The sequence below is a fragment of the Nocardiopsis sp. CNZ308 genome (genome assembly GCF_004217075.1).
Genome location: NZ_SHKJ01000001.1, coordinates 5014546 through 5037225 on the forward strand (window position 1 = coordinate 5014546; position 22680 = coordinate 5037225).

At 74.6% G+C, this 22680-nt stretch carries 18 protein-coding genes; 17 read left to right on the forward strand and 1 reads right to left on the reverse strand.

The window, feature by feature from the left end:
- The first annotated feature begins 24 nt into the window (after nucleotides 1-24).
- The 7 genes from EV372_RS21505 (at nucleotide 25) to EV372_RS21535 (ending at nucleotide 9197) form a co-directional block, all read left to right on the forward strand.
- Nucleotides 25-1464, forward strand: a complete 1440-nt coding sequence (locus EV372_RS21505; protein ID WP_041552512.1) for a helix-turn-helix domain-containing protein — start codon at nucleotides 25-27, stop codon at nucleotides 1462-1464.
- Between the two features lie 161 nt (nucleotides 1465-1625).
- Entirely contained in the window at nucleotides 1626-2855 is a 1230-nt protein-coding gene (locus EV372_RS21510) for an acyl-CoA dehydrogenase family protein (protein WP_130397482.1), read from the forward strand.
- Nucleotides 2856-2979: 124 nt separating this feature from the next.
- Nucleotides 2980-3759 carry a hypothetical protein gene (locus tag EV372_RS21515; RefSeq protein ID WP_130397483.1) on the forward strand — a complete coding sequence of 260 codons (780 nt, stop codon included), beginning with the start codon at nucleotides 2980-2982 and terminating at the stop codon, nucleotides 3757-3759.
- A 34-nt stretch (nucleotides 3760-3793) separates the two neighbouring features.
- On the forward strand, nucleotides 3794-4471 hold the full coding sequence (locus EV372_RS21520; protein WP_130397484.1) for a TetR/AcrR family transcriptional regulator: 678 nt from the start codon (nucleotides 3794-3796) through the stop codon (nucleotides 4469-4471).
- A gap of 60 nt (nucleotides 4472-4531) precedes the next feature.
- Nucleotides 4532-4930, forward strand: coding sequence for a MerR family transcriptional regulator (locus tag EV372_RS21525; protein WP_130397485.1), 399 nt, complete (start codon nucleotides 4532-4534; stop codon nucleotides 4928-4930).
- Nucleotides 4930-5907 (forward strand): aldo/keto reductase, encoded by a 978-nt coding sequence (locus tag EV372_RS21530; protein WP_130397486.1) that lies wholly within the window; start codon nucleotides 4930-4932, stop codon nucleotides 5905-5907. The genes EV372_RS21525 and EV372_RS21530 overlap by 1 nt, the downstream gene beginning before the upstream one ends.
- 422 nt (nucleotides 5908-6329) lie before the next feature.
- Nucleotides 6330-9197 (forward strand): hypothetical protein, encoded by a 2868-nt coding sequence (locus EV372_RS21535; RefSeq protein WP_130397487.1) that lies wholly within the window; start codon nucleotides 6330-6332, stop codon nucleotides 9195-9197.
- A gap of 135 nt (nucleotides 9198-9332) precedes the next feature.
- Here EV372_RS21535 and EV372_RS21540 read toward each other — a convergent pair whose 3' ends face one another.
- Nucleotides 9333-11636, reverse strand: coding sequence for an ATP-binding domain-containing protein (locus tag EV372_RS21540; RefSeq protein WP_130397488.1), 2304 nt, complete (start codon nucleotides 11634-11636; stop codon nucleotides 9333-9335).
- Between the two features lie 394 nt (nucleotides 11637-12030).
- On the opposite strand from EV372_RS21540, the gene EV372_RS21545 reads away from it, so the two are divergent.
- The 10 genes from EV372_RS21545 to EV372_RS21585 all read left to right on the forward strand — a co-directional run bounded on the left by EV372_RS21545 (nucleotide 12031) and on the right by EV372_RS21585 (nucleotide 22668).
- Complete coding sequence (locus EV372_RS21545) at nucleotides 12031-14259, forward strand: anthranilate synthase component I (RefSeq protein ID WP_130397489.1); 2229 nt, start codon at nucleotides 12031-12033, stop codon at nucleotides 14257-14259.
- Nucleotides 14260-14456: 197 nt separating this feature from the next.
- Entirely contained in the window at nucleotides 14457-14597 is a 141-nt protein-coding gene (locus tag EV372_RS29155) for a GPGG-motif small membrane protein (protein WP_013152479.1), read from the forward strand.
- 264 nt (nucleotides 14598-14861) lie between these two features.
- Complete coding sequence (gene thyX / locus EV372_RS21550; protein WP_130397490.1) at nucleotides 14862-15659, forward strand: FAD-dependent thymidylate synthase; 798 nt, start codon at nucleotides 14862-14864, stop codon at nucleotides 15657-15659.
- A 508-nt stretch (nucleotides 15660-16167) separates the two neighbouring features.
- Entirely contained in the window at nucleotides 16168-16485 is a 318-nt protein-coding gene (locus EV372_RS21555) for a hypothetical protein (protein WP_165436018.1), read from the forward strand.
- A gap of 282 nt (nucleotides 16486-16767) precedes the next feature.
- Entirely contained in the window at nucleotides 16768-17781 is a 1014-nt protein-coding gene (locus EV372_RS21560) for a Gfo/Idh/MocA family oxidoreductase (RefSeq protein WP_130397491.1), read from the forward strand.
- Entirely contained in the window at nucleotides 17765-18769 is a 1005-nt protein-coding gene (locus tag EV372_RS21565; RefSeq protein WP_130397492.1) for a sugar phosphate isomerase/epimerase family protein, read from the forward strand. Before EV372_RS21560 ends, EV372_RS21565 begins: the two co-directional genes overlap by 17 nt.
- Nucleotides 18766-20151, forward strand: a complete 1386-nt coding sequence (locus EV372_RS21570) for a M20/M25/M40 family metallo-hydrolase (RefSeq protein ID WP_130397493.1) — start codon at nucleotides 18766-18768, stop codon at nucleotides 20149-20151. The genes EV372_RS21565 and EV372_RS21570 overlap by 4 nt, the downstream gene beginning before the upstream one ends.
- The gene (locus EV372_RS21575; protein ID WP_130397494.1) at nucleotides 20148-21281 is read left to right on the forward strand and encodes an Ldh family oxidoreductase; all 1134 of its coding nucleotides are present in this window, start codon (nucleotides 20148-20150) and stop codon (nucleotides 21279-21281) included. Before EV372_RS21570 ends, EV372_RS21575 begins: the two co-directional genes overlap by 4 nt.
- The gene (locus tag EV372_RS21580) at nucleotides 21278-22210 is read left to right on the forward strand and encodes a Gfo/Idh/MocA family protein (RefSeq protein ID WP_130397495.1); all 933 of its coding nucleotides are present in this window, start codon (nucleotides 21278-21280) and stop codon (nucleotides 22208-22210) included. The genes EV372_RS21575 and EV372_RS21580 overlap by 4 nt, the downstream gene beginning before the upstream one ends.
- Complete coding sequence (locus tag EV372_RS21585; RefSeq protein WP_130397496.1) at nucleotides 22207-22668, forward strand: DUF6917 domain-containing protein; 462 nt, start codon at nucleotides 22207-22209, stop codon at nucleotides 22666-22668. Before EV372_RS21580 ends, EV372_RS21585 begins: the two co-directional genes overlap by 4 nt.
- The last annotated feature ends 12 nt before the right edge of the window (nucleotides 22669-22680 follow it).

Here is a 22680-nt window from a genome sequence, read left to right on the forward strand (position 1 = left end):
TTTGGTGCTGAAGAAATACCGTCTTTGACAGGTGACCTGGATCTCGTCACCTTTGGTCAGCGGCTCCGCCACCTACGGCGTGCACGCGGCCTCACCCTCTCCGACCTGGGCGAACGCGTCGGCCGGGCCCCCTCCCAGCTCTCCCTGCTGGAGAACGGCAAGCGCGAGCCCAAGCTCTCCCTCCTCACCTCCCTGGCCTCGGCGCTGGGCGTCTCGGTGGAGGAGCTGCTGTCCAAGCAGCCCCCGAGCCGCCGCGCGCAACTGGAGATCGCGGTCGAGGAGGCCCAGCGCGACACGCTCTACCAGGACCTGAACCTGCCGCACCTGAGGATCGGCAAGCGGGTCCCCAACGACGTGCTCGAACACATCGTGGGCCTGTACGGGGAGCTCCGGCGGCGCAGCGCCAAGCCGACGGCCACCCCCGAGGAGGCCCGCCGGGCCAACGCCGACCTGCGCCGCCAGATGCGCGAGCGCGGCAACTACTTCGAGCACATCGAGAAGGCGGCGGCCCAGACCCTCGACGCCGTCAACTACACCGCGGGGGCCCTGTCACAGGGGCAGATCCTCGCCATCGCCACCCACCACGGGTTCTCCCTCAAGTACGTGCAGGACCTGCCCCGCTCGGTGCGCTCCCTCACCGACCACGTCAACCGGCGCATCTACCTCAAGCGCGAGACCACGCTGGGCATGCACAGCCCGCGCACGATCCTGCTCCAGACCCTGGGCCACGTCGTGCTGGGCCACGGCAGGCCGCGCGACTTCGGCGACTTCCTGCGCCAGCGGGTGGAGGCCAACTACTTCGCCGCCGCGGTCCTCATCCCCGAGTCCACCGCGGTGCGCTACCTGCAGGAGGCCAAGCAGGCCCGCGACCTGTCGGTGGAGGACCTGCGCGACGTGTACTCGGTCTCCTACGAGATGGCCGCGCACCGGTTCACCAACCTGGCCCACCGCCACCTGGACCTGGTCTGCCACTTCATCCGCAACGACGAGACCGGCATCATCTACAAGGCCTACGAGAACGACGGCCTCGTCTTCCCCACCGACGACACCGGGGCCATCGAGGGCCAGCGCATGTGCCGCCAGTGGTCGGGGCGCCAGGTCTTCGCCTCGCCGGACCGCTACTCGATCTACTACCAGTACACGGACAAGCCCAACGGCACCCACTGGTGCGTGGCGCACGTGGACCCCAGCCGCGAGCGCAACTTCGCCATCACCCTGGGCGTGCCCTACAAGGAGTCGCGCTGGTTCCGCGGGCGCGAGACCACCAACCGCACCAAGTCCAACTGCCCCAACGGCGAGTGCTGCGTGCACCCGCCCGCGGACCTGGCCGCGCGCTGGGAGGGCAACGTGTGGCCGTCGGCCCGCGCGCACTCCCACGTGCTCTCGGCGCTGCCCTCGGGGACCTTCCCGGGCGTGGACGAGCACGACGTCTACACCTTCCTGGAGAAGCACAGCGTCGACTGAGCGACGGGCCCGGCGGGGGACGCGGGAAAGGGGGGTCGGCGCGCGCCGACCCCCCTTTCCGCACGGGCACGGCGTTGTGGCAGGCGAAGCCAACTGTTACCGTTGGTAACACATACCGACCCCTCCCTCCCCCGGAGGGCCCCGACAAAGGATGTGAGCGCATGAGTGAGGCCGCCGCGCCCGGCTTCAGCCTGGAACTGAGCGAGGACGTCCGCGAGGTCCGGGACTGGACCCACGGGTTCGCCGCCGACGTCATCCGCCCCGCCGCCGCCGAGTGGGACGAACGGGAGGAGACCCCCTGGCCGATCATCCAGGAGGCCGCCAAGATCGGCCTGTACTCCCTCGACTTCTTCGCCAACCAGTGGCTGGAGCCCAGCGGCGTCGGCATCCCCGTGGCCTTCGAGGAGCTGTACTGGGGAGACCCGGGCATCGCCCTGGCCATCACCGGCACCGGCCTGGCCGCGGTGTCCGTCGCCGCCAACGGCACCCAGGAGCAGCTCTTCGAGTGGACGCCGCAGATGTTCGGCACCCCCGACGACATCCGGCTCGCCGCGTTCTGCTCCTCCGAGCCCGACGCGGGCAGCGACGTCTCGGCCATCCGGACCCGCGCCGTCTACGACCAGGCCAAGGACGAGTGGGTGCTCAACGGCACCAAGACCTGGGCGACCAACGGCGGTATCGCCGACATCCACGTCGTGGTCGCCTCGGTGGAGCCCGGGCTCGGCTCGCGCGGGCAGGCCACGTTCATCGTGCCGCCCAACACGCCCGGGCTCAGCCAGGGGCAGAAGTTCGCCAAGCACGGCATCCGCGCCTCGCACACCGCCGAGGTGGTCCTGGACGACGTGCGCGTGCCCGGCTCGTGCCTGCTGGGCGGCAAGGACAAGCTCGACGAGCGCCTGGCCCGCGCCCGCGAGGGCAGGGGGTCCAAGGGCCAGGCCGCCATGAAGACCTTCGAGGCCTCCCGCCCGACGGTCGGCGCGATGGCGGTGGGCTGCGCCCGCGCCGCCTACGAGTACGCCCGCGACTACTCCACCCAGCGCGAGCAGTTCGGCCGCCCGATCGGCGAGAACCAGGGCGTGGCCTTCACCCTGGCCGAGATGGCCACCCGCATCGACGCGGCCCGCCTGCTGGTGTGGCGCGCGGCGTGGATGGCGCGCAACGACAAGGACTTCGACAGCGCACAGGGCTCGATGAGCAAGCTCTACGCCAGCGAGACCGCCACGTTCGTCACCCAGAACGCGGTGCGCATCCTCGGCGGCAACGGGTACACGAGGGAGTACCCCGTCGAGCGCTGGCACCGCGACGCCACCATCTTCACCATCTTCGAAGGGGCCAGCGAGATCCAGAAGCTCATCATCGGCCGCGCCGTCACGGGCCTGCCGGTGCGCTGACCTCCCCCGGGGAGCGCCCTCCGGGGACGGCCCGGCGCGCCTACCGGGGCCGACCGGGAGGGGCGCCGGGGACGGAACGGGCCGCCCTGGCCGGTCCGGACATCCGACCTCTAACCTGGCTCGCATGAACGCCACCGCGGGCAACGGCGCCCCCACCCTCACCATCCCCACCGGATACAACGGCCCCGACGGTTCGGGCAACGGCGGCTACACCGCCGGACTGCTCGCCGCGCGGCTCACCTCCGTCGGCGGACCGGCCGTGCGGGTCACCCTGCGCACCCCGCCGCCCCTGGGCCGCCCGCTGAGGGTGGAGAGCGGCCCCGAGGGCGCCCTGCACCTGACCGACCCCGGCGCCGGGGAGGACGCCCGCCTGGTGGCCGAGGCGGTGACCGCCGACCTCCCCCGCGCCTCCGCCGTCCCCGGCGGCCCCGTCACCGTGCCCGAGGCCCGCCAGGCCGAGGAGCGCTACGCGGGCCTGACCGACCATCCCTTCCCCCGCTGCTACAGCTGCGGCCCCGAACGCGCCGAGGGCGAGGGCCTGCGGCTGTTCGCCGGTTCCGTGCGCCCGGGCACCGGCCCCGACGGGGTCGGCAACACCGTCGCCTGCGCCTGGACCCCGCACCCGTCCCTGGACGAGGGCTCCGGCGCGGTCGGCCCCGCCCAGGTGTGGGCCGCACTGGACTGCCCCGGCGGCTGGTCCAGCGCCATCTCCGGCCGCCCCGCCCTCCTGGGCCGCATCACCGTCCGCGTGGACGAGCTGCCCAGGATCGGTGAGGCCCACGTGGTGATGGGGTACCTGGAGGCGGTCGACGGCCGCAAGATCACCACCGCCAGCGCCCTCCACGACGGCACGGGCCGCCTCCTGGCCCTGGCGAGGGCCACCTGGATCGCGCTCCGGGCCTGATCCGGGGCTCCGTGAGCCGCTACGGTGAACCCTTGTGGCACTCGAACGCGCGCGGCCGACCGCGCTGACCGACAGCAGTGACGCCTCCGGCGCGCCCGCGCCGGGGGCCTCGGCCCCGCGCGGAGGGCGGGGCGCGCGCGGACGCGACCCCGAGCGGCGCCGCGCCATCCTGGACGCGGCCGACCGGGTGATCCAGCGCGACGGCCCGGACGCGTCGATGGTGGTCATCGCGGCCGAGGCCGGGATCAGCAAACCGATCCTGTACCGGCACTTCGGTGACAAGGGCGGCCTGTACCGGGCGCTCGCCCGGCGCCACGTGGACCCGCTCATCGAGCGCATCCGCGAGGAGCTGCACCAGCACACCGAGTTGGAGGTCCGGGCCCGCGCCACGGTCGGCGCCTACCTGTCGATGATCTCCCAGAACCTCAACCTCTACCGGTTCCTGATGGACCGGGCCACCTCCGAGGACTCCCGGACCCGCGGCGACCTGGGCATGATGGTCCGCCGCCTGGGCGAGGAGCTCGCCGACCAGCTCGTCGCCGAACGGCGCGTCGGCGACCGCCCGCGCTCCCAGGTCGTCGCGCACGCCGTCGTGGGCATGGTGCAGGCGGCGGGGGAGTGGTGGCTGGAGCACCCCGAGGTCGGTGAGGAGGAGATCATCGACGACCTCACCGCCGCGGTGGTCGGCGCCATCCGCGCCAGCGAGACCTAGACGGCTTTTTCGTTCCCTCCCTTGACCTGGAGTGCGCTCCAGGTCCCATGCTTTCTGTTCATGAGGGACTACTACACGCCGGGCCAGGTCGCGCAGCGCTTCGACCTGACCCTGGACACCCTGCGCTACTACGAGAAGGCGGGACTGCTCCGCCGGGTCGAGCGCTCTCCCAGCGGGCACCGCCGCTACCGGGCCGACGACGTCGAGCTGCTCGACATGATCCGGTGCCTGCGCGAGACCGACATGCCCATCGTCCGGCTGCGCGAGTTCGCCGAGCTCATCCGCGAGGGCGAGCACACCGTTCCCGACCGCCTGGACCTGCTTCAAGGCCATCAGGAGCGGCTGGACGAGCGCATGGAGGAGATGCGCCGGTGCCAGACGGTGATCCAGCACAAGATCGACTACTACCGCGGTCTGCTCGCCGCCCGGGCCCCCGAACCCCTCAAGGAGACCTCCTGATGCGCTACACCACCATCGGCGACCGCCGCGTCAGCGCCCTGTGCCTGGGCGCGATGAAGTTCGGCAGCGAGACCGACGACGCCACCTCCGCCGCGCTGCTCGACCGCTTCGTGGCGGCCGGGGGCACCTTCGTGGACACCGCCGACTGCTACCAGTACTGGGTGGAGGGCTTCGAGGGGCACGAGAGCGAGACCTTCCTGGGCCGCTGGCGGCGCGAGCGCGGCGTCACCGACGAGGTGGTCGTCGCCACCAAGCTCGGCGCGCAGCCCACCGTGCCCGGCACCGGCGCGGAGACCAAGGAGGGACTGTCGGCGCGGGCCGTGGCGACGGCCGCCGAGCGCAGCCGCGAGCGCCTGGGCATGGACCGCCTGGACGTGCTCTACGCCCACAACGAGGACCCCGAAACCCCGCTCCCGGAGACCCTGGAGGCCTTCGCCGCCCTGGTCGGCGAGGGGGCCGTCTCCCATCTGGGACTGAGCAACCACCGCACCTGGAAGCTGGAGAGGGCCCGCGCCGTCACCGAGGCCCGGGGTTGGCCGCGCCCCCGCGTGCTCCAGTACCGGTACAGCTACCTCCAGCCCCGCCTCGACCTGCCGCTGCGGTCCGCGGGCCACATGCACGCCACGCCCGAACTCCTGGACTTCGTCCGCGCCGAGGCCGCCGAGGGCCGCGAGTACACGCTGGTCGCCTACACCTCCCTGCTGTGGGGCGCCTACACCCGCCCGGAGAAGGCCGCCGAGCTGGACCGGGCCTACGACCACCCGGGGACCCCCGCCCGCCTGGCCGTCCTGGACGAGGTCGCCCGCGAGACCGGCGCCACCCGCAACCAGGTCGTGCTCGCCTGGCTCATGGGCGGTGACCCGAAGGTGGTGCCGCTGGTGGGGGTGAGCTCCCTGGAACAGCTGGACGAGGCGATCGAGGCCACCGACCTGGTGCTCAGCGACGAGCAGTGGAGGCGCATGGCCGAGGCGGGGTAGCCGGTGGCCGTCGGAGAGGGCCGGGCCGCCGCCGCGCCGCGGCGTTGTCCACAGGGTGAGGACTCGACCTGGCGGGAGAGAGGGCGGCCGGTCACACTGGAATCGGGGGCACACGCGGCGCCCGCAGGCGAGGCGTAGCGCCCCCGGATCAAGGTTGGGCCGTCTCCACCGGGCGGCGCCAGCCACTCCCTCACCCTGTGGACGACCCGGCCCCGCCTGCGGCCCGCCGTCTGTCGCCTGCCTCCTGCCTCCTGCCCGGGAGGACGGGCATGGCCGGGGCCGGTCACCAGTCCCGGACAAACCACGTGTAACACCTCATAAGTATTCATGCGCGGTTTTCACCATCCTTTGACCGGATACCTTCCCTAGTGGCGGCGGAGCGGCCGCGCCGCCTCGGTCCGCGAACCCGTGGGAGGGGCGACTTGCCCGACAGCACGTACCACCAGATCCACTTCGCCTGGGCCGAACCCACCCTCCTCGGCCGGTTCGGACCCGGACCGGCCGCCTCCTCCCTCCCCGAGGCCGAGCAGCCCGTCCTGCGCTCCTGGCGCGACCGCCTCGTCCCCGCGCTCACCGCCGACTACCGCTCCGCGCTGCCCGAGACCGACCCGGGGGAGTACCCCGAGACCCTCTGGGCGCGCGCCTACCCCGACGGGCAGGCCGCGCTGGTCTACCGCTGGCCCGGCGACGTCCGGTCCGCGCACGCCTGGGCGATCGTGGGGCCCGCGCACGGCCTGACCCTGCCGCGGCTGCTCTCCCTGCACGAGAACCCCCACACCCGCCCGGCCCCGCGCCGCCCGCCGGAGCCGGGCTGGGCGACCATGGACACCCTGCCCACACCCGAGCCCTGGGAGCGCACCGCCGCACCCGGGGCCGTGCGCACCCGGGACCGGCGCGCCGCCGAGACCACCGTCGGGGACGAACCCCTCCTGGTGGGCGCGGTGGCCGCCGCCCTGTACCGGCCCGACGCACCGATCCACATCGTCCTGGCTCCCGAACGGGCCGACCTGTGGCAGGCGGTGCAGCTGCGCTTCCTGTGGGGCATGCACCGGATACTGCACGACGTGCTCACCCCGCCCCGCGCCATCCCCGCGGCCGGGTGGAGCTGGTCGTTCTCCACCTACGACCCGGTGCTGGGCACCCCGGACGGCCAGCACCTGGCCTTCGGCCCGCCGGTCGCCGACGCGCCCGGGCCCTTCCTGCGTCCCCCGGACCCCGACTACCGCGCGGTCGCCGAGGGGCTCGTCTCCGTCCTGCGGGAGGAGGGCGGCGACGCGCTCGCCCGCCACCTGGCCGAACGCGGCGTCGCCGAGGCCCCGACCTTCGCCGACCGGCGCGCGCTGCTGCGCGACTGGCTCGACCCGCGGCCCCGGCGGTTCGACGACGTCCCCGTCCCCGAACGGCTGCCGGACGGGGAGGCCGTGTACGGCGGGGCGCCCCTGCCCGACCTGCCCGAGGCCGAGGCCCCGGGGGAGGAGGAGACCGGTCCGTGGCCGCTCCCCGTATCCCCTGTCCCGGTGGGCCGCCCTGACCTGGAGGCGGACGCGGTCCCGGGTGTACCCGGCGGTCAGCGCTCCCTGAAGGGGATCACCGAGGAGGGCGTGGAGCCCTCGGCCGCCGGGGCGGGCACCGGACGGCGCGGTGACGACCGCGCGGACCCCGCCGCGCACGGGGCCGAGGGAACGCGCGGAGGCGACGAGGCACACCGGGAGCGCGGGACGCATGAGGGCGGTGAGGCGCACAGGGACAAGGAGGTCCACGGACAGAGCGAGAAGCGCGGGGACGGTGAGGCGGCCGGGGACAACGAGGCGCTCTGGCCCGAACCCGCGTCCGAACGCCCGCCCGAGGAACCGGGGGCCGACGGCACCGGTGACGCCCCGCCGCGCCCGCACCCGCGCATCGCACCCGCCCGGGGGCAGGCGTCCGCGGCCCCGGAGGGCGCCTTCGCGCGGTCCGGCGTCTTCGGGGCGCCCGAACCCCACCGCAGGCCGCGTCTGGTCCCGGACACCGGCGGTGAACCGGCCTCCGACCGGGCCTTCGAGCCCCGTGAGCCCGCCTCCGGGGCCGAGGCGGCGGAGCGGAGCGGGTTGCGGTCCGTCGGCGCGCCGGTGCCGGACGGACCGGAGGCGCAGCCTGCCCGGGAGGGCGGACCGCGGACCCTCCGGAGCGGCCGGGAGACCCTCCGGTTCCTCGGCCGGGGCAGACGCGCCGTTGCGGAACCGGACGAGCCCGGCGTCCAGGGTGGAACGCCAGGGGACGAGGCCGCGCCCGCCCACGGAGCGCCGGAAGGCGGGGCCGGATCCGCGCCCGGATCCCCGAGCGGGACGCCGGGAGGCCACGCCGCGCGCGCGTCCGAGTTCGCGGGCGCGACACCGCGCGACGGGGACGCGGAGGAGTCCGCGGTCCAGGGCCGAACACCAGGGGACGAGGCCGCGACGGCACCCCTGTTCGCGGACGGAGCGCCCTCGGACGCGTCCGGACCCCGGACCGGAGCCCCGGGCGAGGAGACCACGGACCCCGACCCGGCCCCGGCCCAGGACACCTTCGGAACGGGCGGGACGGTAAGCCTGGCCCGCGAGTCCGCACCGCCCCCCGAAGCCCTCCACCAGCCCCCCGCCCCCGCGGACGAGTGGACCATCGCCGCCTCCCCCAGAACGCGGGGGCCGTCGCCGGGCCGCGGGACCGCGAACCCCGACCCGGCCCCGGGGCCCGGCCTCACGGACGGCCCCGAGGACCGCGCCCCCGCCGACGCGCCGCCCCTGCCCGTGGTCCCCGACCAGGAGACCGACTCCCCGCAGCCGGCGCCGCTGGACTACGCGGCCGAGACCGAACCCGACCTGGAACACTTCCCCGACGACGAGGTCCCCGAGGACAACTGGCCCACCCAGTACGCCGACCTCCCCCTGGCCCGGCTGGAGCGCTGGCACTCCCGGCGCGGCCCCGAGGGCGCCCGCATCGACATCGTCGACGCCCGCGCCGCCGTCCGGGCCGAACGCGCCGAACTCCAGCGCGTCCGCGAGGAGCGCGATCACTACCACGCGGAGGTCCAGGACCTGCGCCGCGAGGTCGCCCGCCTGGACCGGCCCTGGCTGGACCGGGCGGACGAGGAGGAGGACGTCCCCGAGGCGCCCCGCCCCCGCCGCTGGCCCTCCCGCGCCCTGGTCCTGATCCTCCTGGCGGCCTTCCTGGCCACCGGCCTGGAGGCGGGCGCCCGGTTCGGCCTGGGCACCGCGGACCTGTTCGGGCTGCTGGGCGCCGCGATCACCGGCGCCGCCTGGTGGTCCCTCTGACCGGCGAAACCGGAACCCGGCCCACCGGCCGGGCCCCCGCCTGCCCGCCACCGTGCGCGGGTCCGTCGTGGTGTACCCGCCACCACGCGCGATTCCGTTCCGGCGTACCCGCCGCCGGGCGCGGGCCGCCCGGCCTCACCCCCGGGCGGCCCCGGCCAGGCGTCCCAGCACCCGGGGCAGATCCCCGGTGTGGGCCACCGCCAGCCGCCGCGTGGCCCGGGTGACCGCCACGTACAGGTCGTTGCCGCCGCGCGGCTGCGCCAGCACCGCCCCCGGTTCCACGACCACCACCGCGTCGAACTCCAGCCCCTTGGACTCGGTCGCGGTCAGCACCACCACCGCCTCCTCCAGGGGATCGCGCACCCGCCCCGGGGCCGCCGCCCCCGGCCGCGCGGCCCCCGGCAGCGCCGCCGCCACCGCGTCCGCGTGCCGGTCCGCGGTGACCACCGCGACCCGGCCCTCACCGATCGCGGCCGCCTCCTCGGCCACCAGCGCGGGCAGCTCCGCCAGCGACGCCAGCCGCACCGCGCGCGGCGGGTCGCCCTCCTCGCGCACCGACTCCGGCACCTCCTCGCCCGGAGCGGCCACCCGCAGCACGTCGGCGGCCACCGCCATGATCGGCTCCGGCGTCCGGTAGTTCACCCGCAGCCGCTCCACGTGCACCTTGCCGGGCGCGTAGGGTTCCAGGGCCTCCAGCCACGAACGCGTCCCCGCCGCGCTGCCGGTCTGCGCCACGTCCCCCACCACGGTAAGCGACCGGGTCGGCACGCGCCGCATCACCGTGCGCCAGGCCATCGGCGACAGCTCCTGGGCCTCGTCCACGATCACGTGTCCGTACGTCCACTCCCGGTCCGCGCCCGCCCGGTCCGCGGTGGTGCGCGCGGCCCCGGCGTCCCGGTGGCGCGCCGCCAGCGCCGCCGCGTCCATCATCCTGTCCTCGAACAGGCCGGTGAACTCCAGCACCCCCTGCGCGTAACGCTCCTCCTCGGCCCGCTCGGCGTCCTCGCGGCGCTCCAGCGCCCGCGCGGCGCCCTCGCCCTCCCCGAGCAGTTCCGCGGCCTCGTCCAGCAGCGGCACGTCCTCCACGGTCCACGGCTCCCCGGCGGAGCGCGCCAGGAGCGCGCACGCGTCCCCGCCGAACCCGGCCCGCGCGCCCACCCGCTCCAGCGCGGCCGGGTCGGCGAACAGCTCCCGCAGCAGCCGCTGCGGGGTCAGGTGCGGCCACAGGGCCTCCAGCGCCTCCCGCACCGGGTCCTCCGACCACAGCCGTGCGCCCGCGAACTCCAGGTCCTCCTCGTCCGCGGGCCGCCCGAGCAGGCGCGACTCGGCCCGGGCCAGCTCCGTGAGCAGGGACCTGACCACGTACTTGCGCGCGGTGTTGTGCGGCAGGCGCAGCCCCCGCGCGGTCCGCAGCACCCGCTCGCACAGCGCCCCCGGCACGGTGAGCGCGCCCGCGTCGGTCTCCACGACCAGGTCCGCGCCGCCGAACGCCTCCAGCGGCGTGCGCTGGCGGTCGGCCACGGCCGCGTGCACCAGGTCGGCCATGGCCAGGCAGCCCTTCACCGCCGCGGCGGCGTGTGCGTCGCGGCGGGAGGCCGCCACCCCCGGGAACAGCTCCCCGACCGTGCGCATCACCGCGTCGGTCTCCCCCAGGGAGGGCAGCACGTCGCCCACGTAGCGCAGGAACGCCGGGTTGGGCCCCACCACCAGCACCCCGCGCCGCTCCAGCACGGCGCGGTGGGTGTAGAGCAGGTAGGCGGCGCGGTGCAGCGCCGCCACGGTCTTGCCGGTGCCGGGCCCGCCCTGGACCACCAGCACCCCGGCCAGCCGGGCGCGGATGACGCGGTCCTGCTCGGCCTGGATGGTGGCCACGATGTCGCCCATCCGCCCGGTCCGGCCCCGGCGCAGCGACGCCAGGAGCGCGGCCTCCCCGACCAGCTGGCGGCGGTCGGCGTCGGTCAGCCCGTCGGGGTCGAACACCTCGTCGTCGAGCCCGAGCACCCTGCGGCGGCGCACCCGCAGGTGGCGGCGGCGGGTGACCCCGTGCGGGTCCCCGGGGGTGGCGGCGTAGAAGGGGCGTGCGGCCGGCGCCCGCCAGTCCACCAGGATGGTCTCGTAGTCGGCGTCGCGCAGCCCGATCCGGCCCACGTACCGGGTCTCGGGTCCGTCGCCCCCGGAGGAGAGGTCGACGCGGCCGAAGCACAGGCCCTCCTCGACCGCCCCCAGCTGGGCGCGGCGGCGCGCCTGCTCGTAGGAGCGGGTCTCACGCTCCACGAGGGCCGCGTACCCCCCGCGTTCCTGGAGGTGGGCGGAGGCGAGCTGTTCGGAGGTGTGGGCGCGCAGGGCGTCCAGGCGCTCGTACATCGCGCTGATCCTGGCCTGTTCCACGGTCAGGGCCGACGAGGCGCCCTCGTCGGCGCCGATTTGACAGAACTCCATCGGCTTGCTATGCTCCGTATGTTGGGACTTTTGTGAGTGATATACAAAAGCGACAGCGGGTTACGCACCCTAGCACAGCGCCGCGCGTCCGCGCGAGAGCGCTTGCGCGCTCTCCCCTCGACACGTCGCCGCACGCCCCCGCTCCGTACCCCGGGCGAGTTTCCCGCACGCCGCGGCCGGAAAACCTCCGCGTCGGTCTCCCCAGCGCACACCGCACCCGCTACACTCGTGCCCATGCGACAGACGAACACCCAGGCTCAGTGGTGGCGCCGCCCCTAGGCGGTGCTCCGAGTTCGCATACCCATGCAGCGACCGCCCCGGACCGGCGGTCGTTTCGTGTTCCACGGCCCCGGACGGTGCGGCCCATCCGACCGCGCAGCCAAAAGGACCGGCCGTGAACCCCAGCGACGCACAGACCAGCACGTACCTCACCGAGGGCGGCGTCACCGTCCACCGCAGCGCCACCCCCTGCGATCCCGAGATCCTCACCGAGCTCGTCCGCTCGGTCGAACTGCGCCGCGGCGGAGTGCTCTCCTCCGGCATGGAGTACCCGGGCCGGTACGACCGCTGGCACCTGGGCTACGTCGACCCGTGCCTGGAGATCACCACGCGCGGGCGCCGCGTCACCGCCACCGCCCTCAACGCCCGAGGCCGCGTCCTGCTGCCCGTCCTGGCCGTGGCCCTGTACTCCGTCGGCCTCCCCGACCCCGACAGCACCCTGGCCGACCTCCAACACGGCAGTGTCGCCGTCACCGTCCCCGAACCCGACCCGGGGGAGTTCTTCAGCGAGGAGGAGCGCAGCCGCCGCCCCAGCGTCTTCACCGCGCTGCGCGCCGTCATGGCCGCCCTGCGCAGCCCCGAGGACGCCAACCTGGGCCTGTACGGAGCCTTCGGCTACGACCTGGCCTTCCAGTTCGAGCCCATCGAGCAGCACATCGACCGCGACCCGGCTGACCGCGACCTGGTCCTGCACCTGCCCGACGCCGTCATCGTCCGCGACCGCAAGCGCGAGACCTGCGTGCGCTACACCTACGACTTCACCGTCCCCGCCGACGGCGACCGCGCCGAGGCCACCACGCGGGGCCTGCCGCGCGAGACCGGGCCCACCCCGCCCGTGGTCGCCGCCGAGGTGCCCGAGGGCCCCGAACCCGGCTCCTACGCCCGCGTCGTGGCCGAGGCCAAGGAGAAGTTCCGGCGCGGCGACCTGTTCGAGGTCGTCCCGGGGCACCGCACCTACGCCCGCTGCTCCTCGCCCGCCCGCTTCTACGAGCTGCTGCGCGAGCGCAACCCCGCCCCCTACGAGTTCTTCTTCAACCTCGGCGAGGGCGAGTACCTGGTCGGCGCCTCACCGGAGATGTTCGTCCGCGTCACCGGCGAGCCCGGCACCGGACAGCGCGTGGAGACCTGCCCCATCTCGGGCACCATCCGCCGCGGCGAGGACGCCCTGGGCGACGCCGAGAACATCCAGGAACTCCTCTCCTCGGTCAAGGAGAAGTCCGAGCTCACCATGTGCACGGACGTGGACCGCAACGACAAGTCGCGCGTGTGCGAGCCGGGCAGCGTCCGCGTGATCGGCCGCCGCCAGATCGAGATGTACTCGCGCCTGATCCACACCGTCGACCACATCGAGGGCACCCTGCGCCGCGACTTCGACGCCCTGGACGCCTTCCTCACCCACATGTGGGCGGTCACCGTCACCGGCGCGCCCAAGACCTGGGCGATGCGGTTCATCGAGCAGCACGAGACCAGCCCCCGGCGCTGGTACGGCGGCGCCGTCGGCGTGCTCAACTTCGACGGCTCCATGAACACCGGCCTGACCCTGCGCACCGCGCACATCCGCGACGGCGTGGCCGCCGTGCGCGCGGGCGCCACCCTGCTCTACGACTCCGACCCCGAGGCCGAGGAGCGCGAGACCTTCCTCAAGGCGCGCGCCCTGCTGGAGACCCTCGCCCTGGGCGAGCGGGAGGACTCCCCGGCGCAGGAGGAAGGCGGGACCGGGGCCGGGTCCGCCGAACTCCCGGGGGAGGGCATGCGGGTGCTCCTGGTCGACCACGAGGACTCCTTCGTCAACACCCTCGCCGACTACGTGCGCCGTCACGGGGCCGAGGTGACCACGGTCCGCTACGGGTTCGACCACTCCCTGCTCGACCGGCTCGCCCCCGACCTGGTCGTGCTCTCGCCCGGCCCCGGTCTGCCCGAGGACTTCGGGATGTCGGCCCTGCTGGACGCGCTCGCCGCCCGCAGCCTGCCGGTGTTCGGGGTGTGCCTGGGACTCCAGGGGATGGTGGAGCACGCCGGGGGAGAACTGCGCACCCTGGACGAGCCGGTGCACGGCAAGCCCGGCCGCGTGCGGGTCCACGGCGGGCGGCTCCTCACCGGCCTGGGGGAGGCGGACGCCTTCCCGGCCGCCCGCTACCACTCCACCTACACCCTCCCCGAGCTGGTCAAGCACTTCGAGGTCACCGCCGTACTGGAGGGCGGGGCGGGCGAGGAACCCGTCGTCATGGCCGTGGAGGACCCCGCCGCGCGGTGGTACGCGGTCCAGTTCCACCCCGAGTCGATCCTCACCGCGACGGTCGGCGAGGGCATCGTGGCGCGGGCCCTGCGCCTGGCCCGCGCCTGAGGCCCGAGGCGGCGCCCCGGGGGAGTGTCCCCGGGGCCGCGGACCCCCGCGCGCAGGGCGTGCGCGGAGGGTCACGCGGGCGTTTCCAGGAGTGCGGCGATATCCGGTGCGAGGGCGCTCACCTGCACCAAGACGCCTTTCCCAAATCACATCCAACCGAAAAGTTTGATCAACCCGTTACGGGACAGTGGTTGTGTATGGGTATTCTACTGACAATCCTCGGAATCATTCTCATCGTCGCCGGTGTTCTCGGGGTGCTGCGCGGGCAGCTCCTGTGGGGCATCATCGCCATCGTCGTCGGGCTCTTCGTGGCCCCCGGCTACTTCTACGGCTTCTAGCGAGTTGCCCCTCCTCTCCACGACAGGACCGCACGACCAGGAAGCACGCACAGCACCGATCGCGGGCCGGGTGCCTGACCGGGAGAACCCGGCGGGCACCCGGCCCGCGCCCTGCCCCCGGCCGACCCCCGCCGACCCCGTGTACCCTCGGGGAGGGCTGGTCAGCCCCCGCCCCCGTCACGCCCTCCGCACCCCGCGCCGCCTGTCGGCCGCGGTGCTCAGGCGTGCGCACGGGGAGCCGGGAACACGAACGGGAGGCATGCTGTGAAGAGGGTCGAGCCGCAGGTCCGTCTGGTGGCGCGTCCGCAGGTGGACTACGACGCCGTCGCCGACTACCTCAAGGAGGTCGGCGGGGAGGCGTGGCTGGAGCGGTTCGACCGCGGTGAGCTCGACGCCCACCTCAACGACCCCCAGAACCTCGCCGAGTTCGCCGGGCGGCTGTGCTACCGCTCCTGGGAGCCGGGTCTGAACCCCAACGTGACCCGGGTGCGCACCGACCAGGACGCCTACCTCGGCAACATCCTGGCCAGCATGCACGGCTCCGTCCTGGAGCACATCAGCTTCAGCTTCGTCCTGCACAACGTCTCGCGGGTGCTCACCCACGAGCTGATCCGGCACCGTCCGGGCGTGGCCGTCTCCCAGGAGTCCCTGCGCTTCGTGCGCCTGTCCGACCTGCCGTTCTGGTTCCCCGACTGGGCCGAGGACGACCCCGAGCTGATGGAGCGCGCCACCGCGATGCTCCGCCAGATGGAGGAGTTCCAGCTCTGGATGGCCGACCACTTCGGTCTGGACGACGAGGGCGTCAAGTTCGCGGAGAAGAAGCACAAGACCTCCTTCATGCGCCGCTTCGCGCCCGAGGGCGTGGCCACCGGCCTGGTGTGGACCGCCAACGTGCGCACCCTGCGCCACACCCTGGAGGCGCGCACCGCCCCCGGCGCTGAGGAGGAGATCCGCCTGCTGTTCGACCTCATCGGTCGGACCCTCCAGGAGGAGGCCCCGGCGCTCTTCGGCGACTACGAGGTCCAGGACGGCGCCTGGGTGCCCAGGTACCGCAAGGTCTGAGCGCCACCGGACACGGCGGCCCGCCCCTCGGGGCGGGCTTTTTTGTGCGCGCAGGAAACCGGGACTTCCTCCCTCCCGGCGGGTGCGCGGCCCGCCGCGCCCGGTGCGGGGCGGGGGAGCGTCCGGGCCGCCGGCTCTGCGCGCGAGTCGCCGTCACAGGAGACTCCCCAGGCCCTTGCGCCCTCTACACGCCCCGGAAAACCCGCCCGTTTCGGGCCCCGTCCTCACGGAGAGCGCGCCTTTCCGGCGATAACGCCACCTAAGGTGCGGGCGGCGTATACCTTAACGAATGCATGGAAAGCATTCTTTTCTGTATTTTTCTTTCCCCGGTGCTTTCCCTCCGATTCGACTCTGGGTAGCGGCTGCCCGAAATCCTCTGCTGAGTCACACCGGCTTTGGTCTTTGTGGTGCCGAAGGGACAGGATGTCCGGGTCGGCTTCGCCGTATCGGTGATATGTGCGGGCCGATCCTTCGGAAAAGGTGCGGAACGAAAATGGAGGCAATCGGAATGAGGGCTCTCGTGTCCGCCGCGGCGGCACTCGCGTTCGCGGTGGGCGGATCCGTGGCGGGCGCCGCTCCGGCCCACGCCGCGACCGGTGAGGTCGTGGTCTTCACGACCGAGTTCGAGGAGCTGCGCCGCTACCCCGAACCCCCGTCGGGCACCTGCCAGCGGCTCCCCGAGACCGCGCACGTGCTGGTCAACCTCACCGACGCGGACGTGCGCATGCACGCCGGCACGACCTGCTTCGGGCCGTCGGTCCTGGTCTCGCCGAACCACGGCTGGCACGCTCCGCCCAGCGGGCTGTTCAGCTTCTCGGTGGCCTGACACCGACCCGTCCCGCGGCCTCCGCCCGGCGGTCGCGGGACCGGTCGGCGCTCTGGCGGCGGTGCGCCCGCAGGGGAGAAAACACCACGAAAATACGCATTTCCTTCTTGCTCTACGGGTGGAAACATGTCCGTTTCCGAGTTTTCGGACCCAGGAGCCCGTTCTCCGTTTTGACGCTTTCGGCGCGATGTCCGAGTGTGGTGGGGGAAGCGTGTGGCCGCTGTGTTCCGGGATCGGGCAGCGCACCGCCGTGAAAGCAGAAGGGAAAGGTGCCCGTACGTTATGCTGCACACCCTCATCGTCGGTCTGGGCAGATCGGGAGAAGGGCTGCACCTGCCGTCGCTGGCCAAGGCGCGGGCACAGGCCCCCGCCCTGTTCGCCGCGGGGCCGGTGGTGGGCTTCGACCCGTTCCGGGGCCCCGTCGAGGGGGTCCTCACCGCCGACTCCCTGGAGGAGGCGGCCCGCTGCGCGCCGCCCTCGCGCACCGTGGCCCACCTGTGCACGCCGCCGCACCTGCGCTCCGGTCCGCTGGAGCACCTGGCCCGCCTCGGCTACCGCATGGTCGTCGTGGAGAAGCCGCTGGCCCTGGACCTGGTGGACCTGGCCGCCGTCGCCCGGCTGCGGCGGCGCTGGGGCCTGGACCTGACCGTCACCACCCAGTGGCTGGACAGCGCGCTCACGCGGCGGCTGCGCGCCGCGGTGCGGGGCCGCGTCTTCGGCGACCTGCGCGCCGTCACGGTCGTGCAGAACAAGCCCCGCTTCACCCGCACCGCGCAGGCACCGGGCCACCCCACCGCCTTCGACGTGGAGGTCCCGCACGCGCTGGCCGTGGTGATCAGCCTGGCCGGGGGAGCGGACGTCACCGCGGCCTCCCTGGAGGACATGGTCACCGAGCAGTCCCGGCTGCCCGGGCTGGGCCGCGCCCGCCTCGACCTGGCGCACCACGGCGGGGTGCGCAGCCGGATCGACTCGGACCTGACCTCCCCCGTCCGCGAACGCCGCATCACGCTGGAGTTCGACCGCGCCGTGCTCACCGGCCACTACCCGTGCAGCTCGGCCGACCACACCGCCCAGCTGTCGGTGGACGCCACCGGGCACCGGGCCTCCCACTCGGCCTTCGCCGACGACGCCCTCCCCGCCTTCCTCCGCGCCGCCTACGCCCGCTACTCCCGCTCCTTCCGCGGCCCCGGCACGCTCCCGGTCCAGGTCGAGGCGGTCCGGCTGCTCACCGAGGCCAAGGGGCTGTGCGCGGCCCACGGCCGCAGGCGGGAGGTGGGCAGTGCCGTCGGCGCCTGAACACACCGCTCCGCCGCTCGCCGGGATCGGCGACGAGGCGGCGCCCGACCTCGACGGACAGCTCGCCGCCCTCGCCGAACTCGGCTGGAACCGCCTGGAACTGCGCACCGTGGACGGGACCGCGCTGGCCGCCCTGGACGAGCGGGCCTTCGCCCGCGCCGCCGGACGGATCCGCGAGGCCGGGGCCGACGTGGTCGCCGTCGCCTCCCGCATCGCCGACTGGTCCAGGCCCGCCACCGGGGACTTCGCCCCCGACCTGGCCGAACTGGACGTCCTGGCCCGGCGCTGCGCGGTGCTGGGCACCCGGCTGGTCCGGGTCATGTCCTACCCCCGCGACGGGCTCCCCGAGGCCGAGTGGGGGCGGCGCGTCCTCGCCCGCCTGCGCGAACTGGCCCGCCGCGCCGAGGACGCGGGCCTGGTGCTCGTGCACGAGAACTGCGCGGGCTGGGCCGGGGACCGCGCCGACCGCGCCCTGGAACTGCTGGCCGAGGTGGACAGCCCGGCCCTGCGGCTGCTGTTCGACACCGGCAACGGCGTCGCCCACGGCTACCGCGCCCCGGAGATGCTGCGCGACCTCCTCGACCACGTGGCGCACGTGCACGTCAAGGACGCCGTCACCGCTCCCGACGGCGGGGTCGACTACGTCCCGCCCGGCCGGGGGGAGGCCGGAACCGCCGAGTGCCTGCGGCTGCTGGCCGCGCACGGCTACGCCGGAACGCTGTCCATCGAGCCCCACCTGCACCTGCGCCCGCACCTGCGGGTCTCGGGCGCCGACCCCGGCCGCGGCGACCGGCCCGCCTTCGTCGCCTACGGGCGCGCCCTGGAGGACCTCGTGGCCCGCACCTGGCACACCGGGGGCGGCCCCGCCGCAGACGCGGACCACCGCGCCGGGGACGACCCCCGCCGTGGCGGTGACGCGGACCGCCGCGGCGCGACCGGGGCCGCCCGTACCGCCGACGGCCTCCGCCGCACCGAGGGGGCCCGGTGACCGCCGCGCTCACCCCCGCCGACCACGACCTGCTGCTGCGGCTGCTCGAACTGCCCACCGCGGGCCCGCTGGAGACCGGCCCCGACGGGCCCCCGCCGCTCCTGCGCGAGGCCCAGCTCCTCTACGCCCGCGCCGCCGCCGGAGCCGGGTTCGACGTCGTGCACCACGCCCCGGCCCAGCCCTCCGACATGGACCGACCGGACGTCCCGGCCCCGGTCCGCGAGGCCCTGGACCGCCCCGGCTTCCTCGACTGCCAGCCCAGCCTCGTGCTGCGGCTGGGCCCCGACCTGCCCGCCGAGCGCACCGTGATGTTCAACGTGCACCTGGACACGGTCGCCGGGCGGCAGCCGGTCGGCTTCGACGGCGAACGCTTCCACGGGCGCGGCGCCATCGACGCCAAGGGCCCGGCGGTGGCGCTGCTGGCCGGGGCGCGCGCCGCCCGCGAGCGCGACCCGGCCATCGGCCGCGACGTCGCGGTGCTCGTCCAGGCCGTGGCGGGGGAGGAGGGCGGCGCCATGGGCACCCTCGGCACCCGGCCGCTGGTCGAACGCGGCCACACCGGCCGCCTCAACATCTTCTGCGAACCCACCCGGATGCGGTTCCTGACGCGCAGCACCGCGGCGATGACCGCCCGGATCTCGGTCCGCGGGGACGACGCGATCGACGACCGCCCGCACACCGGGCACAACGCCTCCGTCCTGCTGGGCCACCTGGCCCGGCACCTGGGCCGCGCCCTGGACGCGCACGCCCGCTCCGGCGCGGTGTGCCTGGCCGGACTGCACACCGGCACCCTGCACAACAGGGTCTACGGCAGCGGGTCGCTGCTGCTCAACCTCGCCTACGGCGACGCCGCCGCCGGGCGCGCCCTGGAACGCGCCCTGACCGACGCGCTCGACGCGGGACTGGACGCCTTCACCAAGGAGTTCGCCGACACCGCGCTGTTCGCCCGCACCGCCGCCGACGCCCGCGCCCTCACCCGCCTGGAGTGGACCAAACGCGGCCTGCCCGCGCTGGACGACCGCGACCCCTGGGGGCCCGCCCTGCTGCGCCGCGCCGGAATCGCCCCGTGGCCCGCGGACGAGCCGGCCTTCACCTGCGACGCGATCTGGATGTCCGGGGTCGCCGGAGCCCGCACCGCCGTGCTGGGCCCGGGCGACCTGGCCGCCAACAACGCGCACGCCGACGGCGAGTTCGCGCGCGCCGACGAACTCGACGGGTTCGCCGACGCGGTGGCCCGCGTCCTGGCCGCCTTCGCCGACCAGACCCCGCGTCGGGCCCCGGAGCCCGACGCCCCGCACGAGACCCGAGAGCCCCACACCACCGACGAGGAAGGCGACGAGGACATGCGCGCACACCACACCCCCGCCCGGGAGGCCCGGTGACCACCGCGGCCCCCACCCAGGCCCCACCGGAACGCGAGGCCGTGCGGGTACGCCACGACGACCTGGTCGCGTTCGCCGCCGGGGTGTTCGCCGACCGCGGCCTGCCCCCTGACCGGGCGGCCGAGGCGGCGCGCGCGCTGTGCCACGGCGACCTCGCCGGGCCGCGCTCGCACGGCCTGGCCAACCTGACCCGCCTCTACCTGCCGCTCCTCGACGAGGGCAGGGCCGACCCCGCCGCCGAGCCGCGCGTCCTCGCCGACCTCGGCGCCGCCGTGCTCTGGGACTCCCGGCGGGCCCTGGGCCTGTGGGCGGCGAGCGAGGCCATGGACCTGGCCGCCGAGCGCGCCGCGCGGCACGGCATCGGGCTGGTGTCCGTGCGCGGCGCCACCCACCTGGGCTGCGCCGGGTACCACGCGCTGCGCGCGGCCGAACGCGGCATGGTGGGCCTGGTGGCCAGCAACTGCGGACGCCAGCGCATCGCCCGCCCGCCCGGCGGAGCGGTCGCGATGCTGGGCACCAACCCGCTCAGCGTCGCCGCACCGGCCGGGGAGCACCCCCCGTTCCTGCTCGACATGAGCACCACGGCCGCGCCCACCGGCCGGATACGCCAGGCCGCCCGCGAGGGCCTCACCCTGCCCGAGGGCCTGCTGTGCGACGACACCGGCGCGCCCGTCACCGACCCCGCCGCCTTCGACGCCGGGCGCGCGCACCTGATGTGGCTGGGCGGCGACGCGGGACGCTACAAGGGCTTCGGCCTCGGACTCATGGTCGAGGTGCTCTCCGCACTGGTCCCGGGGGCCGGGAGGGGCCCCCACCCCGACGCCCTGGACGGGGACGGCGGCCCGAGCGGACGCGACGACGACATCGGCTTCTTCGTGGCCGCGATGGCGCCCGACGCCCTGCGGCAGGGCGCCGCCGACGACGCGCGGGAGCTGTTCGGCGCGCTGCTGGCCTGTCCGCCCACCGACCCGGAGGCGCCGGTGCGCTATCCGGGCTGGCACGAGTACCACCGGGCGCGGGAACTGCGCCTGGCGGGCGTGCCGCTGGAGGCGGAGCTGTACGCCGAGCTGGCGGAGCTGGCCCACCGGACCGGCCTGCCCTTCGAGGCGATGCGGGAGGAGACGCGATGAGCGCCCCGCTGCGCACCGGGCTGGTCGGCCTCGGGGTGATCTCCCGCTTCTACCTGGAGGCCCTGCGCACCGCGCCCGGCCTGGACCTGGTGGCGGTGTGCGACCGCGACCCCGGCGTGCTCGCCGCCCACCCGGTCGGGGCGCGGGGCTACACCGACCACGTCCGGATGCTCGACGAGACCGGACTGGACGCGCTGGTGGTCACCGCGCCCAACGACGCCCACGCCCCCGTCTGCGCCGACGCGCTGCGGCGCGGGGTGGCCGTGTGCGTGGAGAAGCCGCTCGCGCTGGACACCGTCCAGGGGGAGGCGCTGGCCGGGCTCGCCCGCGACCGGGCCACGGTGCTGTTCACCGCCTTCCACCGCCGGTACAACTCCGCGCTCGCGCGGCTGCGCCGGGACCTGGCCGGACGGCGGGTGGAGGAGCTGACCGTGCGCTACCTGGAGCGGATCGAGGAGCACGCCGGTACCGACACCTGGTACCTGGACCCGGCCCGCTGCGGCGGCGGGTGCGTGGCCGACAACGGACCCAACGCCTTCGACCTGGTGGAGTGGCTGCTCGGCCCGGCCGAGGCCGAGTCGGCGCACGTCACGCGCGACGCCTCGGGCACCGACCGCCGGGCCGAGGTCGTGCTGCGCGCCGCGGGGGCGCGTGCACGCGTCCTGCTCGACTGGTCCCACCCCGGCGAACGCAAGGACGTGGAGGCGCGCACCGCCGACGGGGCGGTGCTCACGGCGGACATGCTGGAGGGCCATCCGGGGTTCAAGGACTCCCTGTGGCACGAGTACGTGGGCGTGCTCGCCGAGTTCGAGCGGCGGGTGCGCGGCGGCGTGGTCGAGGACCCGGGCGGGCCGTCCGCGCTGCGGCTGGTCGGGGACGCCTACCGCCTGGCGCGGGCCGCGGAGCCGACGAAGGAGGAAGCGCGATGAACCCCCGTGAGGACGGCCCCAAACGGGACGTCACCGCGACCCTGGTCAAGGTCCTGGTGCACCGCAGGAGCGAGCGGGGCATGCGGCTCGAACCCCACGCCAGCCGGTGCGTGCGCGCGGGGGAGGTGCACGAGCTGGTCGCCACCGACCACACCGAGACCGCCGCGGGGGCCCGCATCGACCGCGTGGGCTTCCTCGGGTTCGCCGAGATCACCGGCGCCGGGGTGGTGGACCGGGGAGACGAGGTGTGGATCGGCCCGCGCCGGGTGGGGACGGTGCTCGGCTTCGACGCCTGCCACATGCCCAACCACTACAACGTGCTCATCCACGCCGACCCGCTGCCGACCGGGCGTGACCTGGGGCTGGCCTCGGGTGAGGGTCTGGTGTTCCGCCAGGGGGCGCCGGTCGGCGACGGCCCGGCCGCCGAAACGGTTTCCGAAGAATCTGGCATTTGCTGAAAATGTCCGATA

Bases quoted from the DNA above. Each gene is read 5' to 3' on its own strand.
- EV372_RS21515 (WP_130397483.1), top strand. From the start codon at position 2,980: ATGAACGCCACCGCGGGCAACGGCGCCCCCACCCTCACCATCCCCACC.
- EV372_RS21585 (WP_130397496.1), top strand. From the start codon at position 22,207: ATGAACCCCCGTGAGGACGGCCCCAAACGGGACGTCACCGCGACCCTG.
- EV372_RS29155 (WP_013152479.1), top strand. From the start codon at position 14,457: ATGGGTATTCTACTGACAATCCTCGGAATCATTCTCATCGTCGCCGGT.
- EV372_RS21510 (WP_130397482.1), top strand. From the start codon at position 1,626: ATGAGTGAGGCCGCCGCGCCCGGCTTCAGCCTGGAACTGAGCGAGGAC.
- EV372_RS21560 (WP_130397491.1), top strand. From the start codon at position 16,768: ATGCTGCACACCCTCATCGTCGGTCTGGGCAGATCGGGAGAAGGGCTG.
- EV372_RS21555 (WP_165436018.1), top strand. From the start codon at position 16,168: ATGAGGGCTCTCGTGTCCGCCGCGGCGGCACTCGCGTTCGCGGTGGGC.
- EV372_RS21540 (WP_130397488.1), bottom strand. From the start codon at position 11,636: ATGGAGTTCTGTCAAATCGGCGCCGACGAGGGCGCCTCGTCGGCCCTG.
- EV372_RS21530 (WP_130397486.1), top strand. From the start codon at position 4,930: ATGCGCTACACCACCATCGGCGACCGCCGCGTCAGCGCCCTGTGCCTG.
- EV372_RS21580 (WP_130397495.1), top strand. From the start codon at position 21,278: ATGAGCGCCCCGCTGCGCACCGGGCTGGTCGGCCTCGGGGTGATCTCC.
- EV372_RS21525 (WP_130397485.1), top strand. From the start codon at position 4,532: ATGAGGGACTACTACACGCCGGGCCAGGTCGCGCAGCGCTTCGACCTG.